General features: G+C 67.3%; 7 protein-coding genes. 4 read left to right on the top strand and 3 right to left on the bottom strand.

Annotated elements, in window-relative coordinates; genetic code table 11:
- Nucleotides 1-74 precede the first annotated feature (74 nt).
- Entirely contained in the window at nt 75-944 is an 870-nt protein-coding gene (locus tag ACYVLP_RS11590; protein WP_460627494.1) for an alpha/beta fold hydrolase, read from the bottom strand.
- Between the two features lie 307 nt (nt 945-1,251).
- On the opposite strand from ACYVLP_RS11590, the gene ACYVLP_RS11595 reads away from it, so the two are divergent.
- A complete protein-coding gene (locus ACYVLP_RS11595; RefSeq protein WP_460627495.1) occupies nt 1,252-1,701 on the top strand; it encodes a hypothetical protein in 450 nt (149 codons plus the stop codon).
- A gap of 37 nt (nt 1,702-1,738) precedes the next feature.
- On the opposite strand, the gene ACYVLP_RS11600 is transcribed toward ACYVLP_RS11595, so the two are convergent.
- On the bottom strand, nt 1,739-2,515 hold the full coding sequence (locus tag ACYVLP_RS11600; protein ID WP_460627496.1) for an SDR family oxidoreductase: 777 nt from the start codon (nt 2,513-2,515) through the stop codon (nt 1,739-1,741).
- A gap of 381 nt (nt 2,516-2,896) precedes the next feature.
- Between ACYVLP_RS11600 and ACYVLP_RS11605 the strand changes: the two genes are divergently transcribed.
- Nucleotides 2,897-3,853 carry an alpha/beta hydrolase gene (locus ACYVLP_RS11605; RefSeq protein ID WP_460627497.1) on the top strand — a complete coding sequence of 319 codons (957 nt, stop codon included), beginning with the start codon at nt 2,897-2,899 and terminating at the stop codon, nt 3,851-3,853.
- Between the two features lie 35 nt (nt 3,854-3,888).
- Here the strand turns inward: ACYVLP_RS11605 and ACYVLP_RS11610 are convergent, their stop codons facing one another.
- Nucleotides 3,889-6,867, bottom strand: coding sequence for a helix-turn-helix transcriptional regulator (locus tag ACYVLP_RS11610; RefSeq protein ID WP_460627498.1), 2,979 nt, complete (start codon nt 6,865-6,867; stop codon nt 3,889-3,891).
- Between the two features lie 20 nt (nt 6,868-6,887).
- Here ACYVLP_RS11610 and ACYVLP_RS11615 point away from each other — a divergent pair, with 20 nt between their 5' ends.
- Both ACYVLP_RS11615 and ACYVLP_RS11620 read left to right on the top strand, forming a co-directional pair.
- On the top strand, nt 6,888-7,538 hold the full coding sequence (locus ACYVLP_RS11615; protein WP_460627499.1) for a sigma factor: 651 nt from the start codon (nt 6,888-6,890) through the stop codon (nt 7,536-7,538).
- A gap of 1,059 nt (nt 7,539-8,597) precedes the next feature.
- Nucleotides 8,598-9,581 carry an SDR family oxidoreductase gene (locus ACYVLP_RS11620; RefSeq protein WP_460627500.1) on the top strand — a complete coding sequence of 328 codons (984 nt, stop codon included), beginning with the start codon at nt 8,598-8,600 and terminating at the stop codon, nt 9,579-9,581.
- Nucleotides 9,582-10,037: the final 456 nt, after the last annotated feature.

Consider the following 10,037-nt stretch of genomic DNA (forward strand, 5'->3'; position numbering starts at 1 on the left):
AACCGACCGGGCGGAGTAGGTGTGCGTGACACCCCTACGGATCGGGGGCCCATCCCTCCGGGATTCCCGGCATGTCAGTCGCGACGGATCTCGGTATGGGACGGATCCACCGGCCAGGCATGCGCCGCGTCGTTGACCGTGGGGTTCAGCGCCCAGTCCAGGGCAAAGTCTGCGATCGTCTTCCAGTGGGGCACTGCCGGCAGCAGGTGCGGTCCGTCGAATTCGATGATCTCGGTGATGGTGTTCGACTTGTAGTGATTCACGTTCGAATGCCCGACCTTCGGCGGGAAGAGCGGATCCTGCCGTCCGGAGATGAGCAGCAGGGGGGCCCGGGCATCGTTGTGGTAGTTGACGTACGTGTCATCGTGGCCAGGGTGGATGTTCGCGAGGGCGCTGCCCCAGAAGATCGCGCCCGATGCTGGGATGTGGTACCGCTCGTATAGCGCGAGCGATTCCTCCTGTGTCATCGTGTTCGCGAAGATCTCGAACCACTGCTTGGGCGTGAGGCCGACCGCCTTGTGCCGGTTCGCGGGGTTCTTCAGCACGGGGAAAGACGACTTGATCTCGGAGAACGGGATCACCTTCACGCCCTCCGTCGGCGCTGAGTTGATCCCAACGCCGGCCGCGCCGCACCCGTGATCGAGGAGGATCTGGGTGAAGGCGCCGCCGGCAGAGTGGCCCATGATGATCGGCGGCCTGTCGAGACCTCCGATCAGTTCCTCCAGACTGCCGATGATCCGCGGAACCGTGAGCTGCTCGATCGGTGTCGGATTGGCGCGTAGAGCCTCGACCTCGACCTCAAGGCCGGGGTATGCAGGCGTGAGCACGTGGAAACCCCGGGTTTCGTAGTGCGCCTTCCAGTTCTCCCAGCTGCGGGGGGTGACCCAGAACCCGTGGATCAGCACGATCGTGTCGGGAGCGGAATGCGATGCTGCACCGTTCATGGTTGCTCTCCTTTGTTCTGCGTGGCGGCGGGTGCGGCGGGGTCGCCGCGCGGATGGATGGCGCTGGGTGACGTCCACCTCTCGGTGAGGGGGTCGACAGCACGGTCGCCGGCTTCTATCCATTCGTAATTGGTCGTGGAGGTGAGGGTGGCGCCCCGGGCCGGGGAGGAGCTCCCGCTCCCCGGGGGTCGATGCCGAAGTTTCGGGCGAGCGGGTCGATGACGAGACCCTCGTGTCTGAGCGTGCCCTCAGGTTTCGGTGCACGAGGTCGTCGAGCCGGAGTCGCTCGGGTCCCGCGAATTCGACCATGGTGTTGCGCGCTTCGTCCTCGGCGACTTCGTCGGCGAAGATCGGCTGGATGAGGGGCCGTCGCCAGCCGCACGACGTCCCGATCGGTTCCGGCATCGGCGATCCGTGGGATGAACTCGTAGAACTGCGTGGCATGCACGATCGTGGACGGCCGACCGGATGCGCAAGTGAGCGGCTCCTGCGCTGCCTTTGCGGCGAAGTAGCCGCCTTCCAAACGCGCAAGCCGCTCGGTGCCCACAACGGCCAGCGCGACATGATGATCGACTCCGGCCTCCGCCCCGCAAACGATCGGGTTGGGGGTCGAGCCGTAGAAGAACTCGTTCACGGCGGCCTCAACAAGGTCGCCGGAATTGGACAGATCCACCAGCGTCTCGACGCCTGTCGCACGGAAGGCGACGATCACGCCGTGTGCGGAGGCTTCGAGCCGCGGACGGACGGGATCCGATGAGCCCTGTGCCGCCGATCACCGCGACGCGCATGATCGCCTACTTCGCCGCCGTCGATCGGCCCGCGAGCCACTTCTGGCCGGCGACCCACCGATCGAACGTCAGGGTCGACAGGCGTGCGTCCGGTCCGGGCGTCAGCTCGTTTCCCCGCAGGAGCGTCCCGAAGTATGACGCCGAGGGGTCACCGACGACGACCCTATGGTCCCCTTGGGCCGCGTAGGCCCGGCGCACGAACTCGTCTTGGGTGATCTGCTCCGGACCGCCGGTCTCGATGATGCCGCCGACAGGGTCGCTCCACGCTGCCCTCGCGACCGCGAGGGACACATCTGCGGCGGCCGTCGGCTGCATCAGCCCGGTGCTCACACGGGCGACGCCATCCGCTGTGACCTCGTCGCCGATGCGGGTCGCGAATTCGTAGAACTGGGTCGCACGGACGATGGTGAACGGCTGGCCCGAGTCACGGATGAGGCGCTCCTGGGCGACCTTCGCGCGCATGTATCCCGCGTTCGGCAGACGGTCGGCTCCGACGATCGAGAGTGCGACGTGGTGCCGGACGCCGGCGGCATTCTCGACGTCGAGCTGGTTGCGGGTCGACGTGGTGAAGAACGCCATCACGTCGTCGTCGGCGAAGGACGGCGAGTTCGAGACGTCGACCACCACGTCGGCCCCCTCGAATGCATCGGGAAGCCCCTCGCCGGTGATGGTGTTCACGCCCGAGTTCGGCGAGGCGGCGAAGGCGAAATGCCCATGCCCGTTCATGAGCTCGACGACCCTCGATCCGATGAGGCCGGTGCCCCCGATGACGACGATGTTCATGTCTGTTCCTTCCGTTGCGGCGACTTGGCTTCGCGTCACAAGCACCGACCGCATAGCCGCCGCGTTCGTGACGCTCGTCGTCACATCTGCATGCACGGAATGCGTTGCGCACCGCACATGCAGTGGTCCCGAGTTGGAACGCGACGGGGTCTGGTTCGGGGACCACTGGTGGTCCCGGTGCCTTGCGAGGGCTGCCGCTCGCGCCCCCCGACCAGCCACCCCGCTGACCAGCCGGTCCGGTCCGCAAGGCGCCGTCCAAGCCAACTGGCGGGAACCTTATTCACCCTGAACGTGCGGCTCTGTCACAGCATGATCCGATGCCCGGTCGACACAGATGAGCGCAGACTTCGCGCGCCGGATCCCCCCACTAAGGAGCAGACCATGACCGAACACGTCCTTCAGCCCGAAGCCCAGGTGTTCGCCGACGCGGCCGCCAAGCCCCCGTTCATTCCCGAGCTGGGTGTGGCCGATGCCCGCAAGGTTCTCGACGATGTGCAGGCCGCTCCGGTCGACCTGCTCGACATCGATGAGGAGTGGGTGACTGTTCAGGCGGAGCTGGGTGAGGTGCAGGTCCGGATCGTTCGATCTGCGGGTGTGTCCGGGCCTCTGCCCGTGGTGCTCTTCACGCATGGAGGCGGGTGGGTCCTCGGCAGTGCGAGCACCCACGACCGGCTCGTGCGCGAGCTGGCCGTCGGGGCGAATGCTGCCGTGGCCTTCGTCGAGTACACCCGATCGCCGGAGGCTCGGCATCCCGTCGCGATCGAACAGGCGTACGCGACAGCTCGCTGGCTGATCGAGTCCGGAGCTGAGCATGATCTCGACGCCACGCGGATGGCCATCGCCGGGGACTCCGTCGGGGGGAACATGGCCGCCGTTCTCGCGATCCTCGCGAAGAGGCGAGGCGACGTGCGGTTCATCCATCAGTCGCTGTACTACCCGGTCACCGACGCGGGGATGGCTACTACCAGCTACCGCGAGTTCGCCGAGGGCTTTCACCTGCGGGCTGACGCGATGGCATGGTTCTGGGACTGCTACCTTCCCGATCCCGCCGCACGGACGGACGTCACCGCCTCACCGCTGCGTGCCCCGCTCGAGGAGTTGGCTGGTCTCCCGGAGGCTTTCGTAATCGTCGACGAGAATGACGTCCTGCGCGATGAGGGCGAGGCCTACGGGCGTCGGCTCATCGAGGCCGGCGTCCGCACAACACTGCTGCGCTACGACGCCACGATCCACGACTTCATGATGCTCAACCCGCTCCGGCCCTCGGCCGCGACGAGCGCCGCTGTCGCGCAGGCGGCGGCTGCGCTGCGGGACGCCTTCGCCCGCTATCAGCCGTGACTGGCCGAAATCAGGGCGGACAGCGCATTGGGTGTTCACTCCAGGCCGCGGTCGGCCAACGCGCCACGGAGCTCCCACCGTGAACCGATGCCCAGCTTGTCGAACACCTTCCGCAGATGCCACTCGATCGTGTGCCGGCTGAGATAGAGCTCGCTCCCGATCTGCGCGTTGGTGTGCCCGTCGGCGGCGAGGCGTGCGATGTGGATCTCCTGGACCGTGAGCTCATCCGTCCGGCGCTCGGCCCGCTTCTCTGGCCCGGCGCCGGCCGCGAGAAGCTCGAGCCTGCTGCGCTCCGCGAACGCTTCGGCGCCCATGTCCGAGAACATCGCGTGGGCGACGCGCAACTGCGCACGGGCATCGCCGCGGCGACCCTGGCGTCGGAGCCACTCGCCGTAAAGCAGGTGGCCGCGAGCGAGCTCAGGGCGGAGGTTCGTCGCTCCGAGATGCTCGATCGCCTCACGATACAGGGCCTCCGCCTGCACACCCTCGGCGATCAAGGCCCTCGAACGAGCGGCGATGCCGAGCGCCCAGCCGGTGTCCGATACGTCCGTGCTGGCGATGACTCTCTGCACTGCCAACTGGGCGAGGCCGGGCTGACTAGTTCGAACCGCCGCTTCGGCGAGCTCGATCATGGACCAGACCGAGACGAAGAGATCGGGCCACATCTCCCATGCCTTCTGGGCGGCGTCGACCGCCTGGTCGTACAGGCTGAGGCTGTTGCAGAGGATCGCCATCGCCCAGTGCCCGATGTGGACCGAGGCCCCCCGTCGAGCAGCGACCGCATCCGCGCCTTGGGACTTGATGGAGATCATGGACTCGCTGTTGCCGCGGAAGGCAGCGAGCAGCATCCGTCCAGCCTGGGAGACCTGTGTCCCAGTCGCATCGCTGATCATCTGGGCCTCGGTCGTGGCGCGATCGGCACCCGCCAGGTCGCCGGACCATGACAGCACCAGGCCCATCCCGGTCAAAGCGATCGCCAGCGCGCCCAATGCGCCTGTGTCTCGCGCGGCCTGCGTTCGAGTCTTCACTATCGCGACCCAGCCCTCGAAGTCCCATATCTCCATGGATGCGATCGCCGCGATGACCATCCATCTCATCTCGCTGTCCGCACCCTGGGGTTCGTTCAGCAGCGCCTGCACCGCGCGGCGCAGGGTGGGCGCCGCCGCTGCGCGGCCGTGAATCATGAGGCCTGAGATTCCGGTGAGGAACAGTTCGACTCCGTCAGGCTCCGCGCTTCGGGGAGAAGACGTGGTCGCGGCCTGTGCGACATCGAGCATCGTTGTCTCTGCGAATCCGTCGGCGAAGAACGCCCCGCTCCACGCATCGAGATATGCCTCCCGCGCGAGCCGGGGGTCGAAGCGATCCAACTGGCGTGCCGCGCCGAGGAGCATCGTGGCAGCCAGGCCGGCTTCGCCCGACGCGAGCAGCACCAGGCCGCGCACATGATCGGCATGCACCTGCAGATGTTGATCGTTGAAGCTCTCCGCCGGCGGCAGTATTTCGAGAGCAATGTCGAACTCGCCGGCCTGCAGACTGGCGCGTGCCGCGGATATTGCCCGCGCCGCTCTTTTCGCGGGGTCCTCGGTCAGGGCGGTCGATCGGCGAAGGAATGCGGCGGCAGCGGCCATCCCACCGCGGGCCTGTGCGCGGTCGGCTGATGCCTCCAGCTCGTTCGCGACCTGTTCGTCGGGGCCGACCGTGCCGGCCGCAAGATGCCAGGCGTGCCGATCGGCGTCCTCGGTGCGATCCAAGGAGTCTGCAAGGGCGAGATGGGCGCGCCGGCGGTCATCGGCCGATGCGGATCGATAGGCGGCGGATCGCACGAGCGGATGCCTGAACCGGACATGCTCGTCGAGCGTGAATAGCCCTTCGGCGTCAATGACTGAGGCGGCCTCCGGATCCAGCGACAGTCGGCGCGCGGCTCGCCAGACAAGGAGGACATCGTCGCCGGGTTCCGCGGCCGCGACGAGGGCGAGCATCTGCGCATTCGACGGAAGCCTGCGGAGTCGCTCGACGAAGGCATCCTCGATCGACTCTGCGAGCTCCCCAGCGGCCGGCGGCCCGACCGCGCCGGGAAGCTGGGACGGACTCAGTCGGCGGGGAAGTTCGAGAAGCGCCAATGGGTTACCGTGCGCCTCGGCAAGGAGCCTGTCCCGCGCCCCCCGGTCCAGCCTGCCAAGGATGACCGATCCCAGCAGCTCCCGTGCGTCTGCGTCATCCAGTCCTTCGAGGTACATGACGGGAAGGCCTCGCAGGTTGCCGTCGGACGCGGGAGTCCGCATACCGAAAACCACCGCGACGGACTCGCCGAGGAGCCTGCGCGCCATGAATCCGAAGGCCTCCTGCGATGCCCGGTCGAGCCATTGTGCGTCATCGATGACGCACAGGAGCGGTCTGCTCGCGCCCGCTTCGGACAGGAGGCTCAGACCACCAAGTGCGACCAGGAATCGGGATGGCGTCTCTCCCTTGGTGAGCCCGAGCGCCACTTCGAGTGCAGCACGCTGTGGTGGCGGGAGCGCAGGAAGGCCGTCGAGAAGCGGGGCGCAGAGCTGTTGGAGCGCCGCAAATGGCAGCTCCATCTCTGACTGGACTCCGGTGGCCACGACGACTTGGAAGTCCGCTGCCTGCTCAATGCAGTACCGAAGCAGCCGACTCTTGCCGACGCCGGCTTCGCCGCGCACGACGAGTACCGACCCGAGGCCGCCGCGCACCGTATTCAGCACTCCGTCGAGCACGCTGCGCTCCGCAATCCTCCCCAGGAATGCGGGCTCATGAGGTGGCTGTATCGGCAAGATGCCATCCCGGATTCTTCGTCGGCACGGTTCGGCGGCGCGCCCGGCGAGAACCAGTTTCGCGGAAGGCATGTCTCGGGTCCATACCGCGCCGGGTCGGGTGGCCGACACCGCGGACGGGCGCGCTGTCTGCCGCGCATCGGTGGAAACCCCGGGGTCGACTACGGACTTCAAGGGCGCGCTCGCCGCTCGTGCCTGTGAGGCTCGGCGCGTTCCGATCATCACCACTGCGGGAGGTCGACATGCCTGGACTCAGCGTCTCTGCCGACAGGGTGAGCTGCGCAACCGATCCGCCCCCGATCGTGGCGGCCGGCCTTGAAGACGCAGCGAGGATCTTCCTCGCCGAGCGCAGCCGTCTGCTTGGTGTGGCCTACCGAACCGTCCATGACCTCTCGACCGCAGAGGACGTCGTGCAGGATGCGTGGGTCCGGTGGCAGCGGACCGACCGTGGTGAGATCCGAAACCCGGCGGCGTTCCTGACGACGACCACGACGCGTCTCGCGATCAACGTCATCGAGTCGGCGCACCATCGCCACGAGGTGTCGCTCCCACCCGACTGGTTGCCGCATCGGGGGGACAAAGAGACCGGCGACCTCGCACGCACCTTCGAAGTCGAGCAGGCGTTGACGACGTTGATGTCGAGACTGAGCAGGCCCCAGCTCGCGGCCCTGCTTCTGCGCAAGTGCTTTGACTTCGCGTACGGGGAGGTCGCGAAGATCTTGGGTACGACTCCTTCCAACGCCCGTCAACTCGTTCGGCGCGCGCAGATCAATGCGTCACGCGCTCAGGAACATCGGGTGGAGATTGGCCGGCGCCGGCGGATGACCGCAGCGTTCGAGGATGCGGCCGAGACGGGCGACCTCACGTCTCTGATTCAGGTCCTCGTCCCGTAGGCAGCGCGGCCGCTCGCCGAGCTGCGCGATCCTCTATCGCGACCTCCTCCGAGTAGGTGGCTGAGCGCGCGTCGTAGTTCGGCTCGGGAGGAGCGGCCATCGAGCGCGACGCCGTCAGTCTCCTGATCCGCACCGCCGCTCTCGTCCTCCCTTACAAGCTCGCCATCCAGACCACGCGGATCCCTCTCGCTGGATGCCGGGGCTAACAGACGCCACCGGCCGAAACGCCTCTACCCAAAGGCCCACCGCGACCTCGTCCACCACGAGGCTGCCGCTCGGTTGGCGCCAAAGGTGGCCTCGAGCTTGGCCGGGGAGCCATGAGGGTCGCCTCGGGGCCGGCCCGTGAGGACACGCTCCCTGACTCGCCAGCGTCACAAAGTCACTCGCACCGACACCTTCTAGCTATGACGGCGGCCGTCGCTGCGCCTTCACCAAGGAGGTGTTCTACGCCGATGACGACAGTCGTCAAAGCCGAGTCTGACATCCGGGTTCACGACCACACGACCGCCGCCGGGGCAGGTCGGCGCAGGCCGATGTCCTTGGCGACACGAACCGGTCCTCGCAGCGGGCCCGGCAGGACTTCGAGATCCTCGTGCTCTTGCCCCCTCAGCTGCCGGTTCACCTGCGTCGACGAGCCCCGGTCATCGTGCGGCGCATCGACACGACGTTGGGTGCCCTCAGGTTCAACGGGGCGAGGGCGCTTCCTGGTCGCGATCGATGCAGCGCAACGCCACCACCACCGTGCGCCGCGCCGGGTGGCCCGGCGTGCCCTGGCACCGATGGGCGCCGGCCAGGCGCGCCCGTAGCCGTGACCTGTCGCTGGCGTTCAAGCCGCGGATGCTCTCGGCGGCGCGACGAAGTGCATGTTCACGAGCGGCCGCCTCGCGCACCTCGGCCAGGCCGTGGTGCGCTCGGGCCTGAGCCCAATCCGATGACCGTGGGCGAAGTCGCGCGAGATCCTGGGTCAGCTGCCTGAGCCTGTCACAAGCAGGTCGGCTGCCCTGTCGTACCTAACGACGCGCGGCGCAGCACGCTGCAGACACGAGGGAGAGGGAAGCGATGAAGATCGTCGTCATTGGTGGCACCGGGCTGATCGGGTCGAAGCTGGTGGCCAAGTTGATAGAGCACAGACACCAGGCGCTGGCGGCGGCACCGAACACCGGCGTCAACACGCTCACTGGCGAGGGGCTGACCGAGGTCATGGAGGGTGCCGACGTCGTGATCGACGTTGCCAACTCGCCGTCGTTCGAGGCAACGGCCGTCATGGACTTCTTCAAGACCTCGACGCGCAACGTGATCGCCGCGGAGTCCGAGGCGGGGGTGAGGCACCACGTCGCGCTTTCCATCGTGGGAACCGAGCGGATGCCGGAGAACTCCTACTTCGCAGCCAAGCTGGCCCAGGAGGAGCTGGTCCGGAGGTCGGGCATCTCCTACTCAGTGGTTCATGCGACGCAGTTCTACGAGTTCGTCCCCGCGATCGCGGACGCGGGCACGGTCGGCTCGAGTGTGCACATCGCAGCGGTTGCCTGGCGGCCGATTGCCGGTGACGACGTGGCCACCAACGTAGCTCGCACCGCCGTGGGCAAGCCGCTCAACGGGCGAATCGAGGTCGCCGGGCCGCAGGAGTACCGGATGGACGAGTTCTTCCGCATGGCGCTCGCGGCACGTCGCGACCCGCGCGAGGTGGTGACCGACCCGCACGCGCAATACTTCGGCTCGGAGCTGTCCGAGAGGTCCCTGGTCCCGATCGGTGAGGCGATATTCGGCGAGATCCACTACGACGACTGGTTCGCCTCGAACAATCCGACGGGAGGCGCGATGAACGAGAAGGAGTTCCTGCACACCCTAGAGGTGGACGTCAAGACGCGGCTCGACATCGTCGATTCGACTCTGACTGAGGCCGAGGCCGAGGTCGCCAGCCCGCCGGCGGAGTGGCTGTTCGACCCCACAGAGGTCGTCGAGGAGGATGTCGCGCTGCGCAGTCTTCTCGGCGCGGTCAAGTCTCTCGAGGCGGACTCCTCGGTGACGCGTCCCGACCAGTGACGCAGCGACCGACGACCTCGAGGAGGCGGCCGCGCAGCGATCCGCTCGTTCGCCTCCTCATCCGCAGCCGCCAAGACGATCCGGGCACGCCCGCCAGACCAGCGGGGCCGCCGTCGACCGCGTCAACCGCACCAGCTCGGCCCTATCGCCAACACGCGGAACCAAGGCCGGGGCAGGACGATTCGCCATGCGGATGAACCGCACTGAACTGCAGCGCCCAGGTGCTCAGGCTAGCCGTGCGGGCCGGTCTTGAAAGCCTTCCTCCGCAGGCAACCGTGGCGCGGTGTGCGACGTCGATGGGACAGCGGAATCAGCGGACTTTGCCGAGGCGCTCGACAACAGTGGTCGTGCGACGGCACATCGGCACGACCGCTCGGCGGCTACTTGTTTCATTGACGGCAGGACCGGTGCCTGCGCAGGCTCTGGTTCAGGTGCCCGGGTTCGTCGCTCTCAACC

The sequence above is a fragment of the Intrasporangium mesophilum genome, assembly GCF_054783095.1.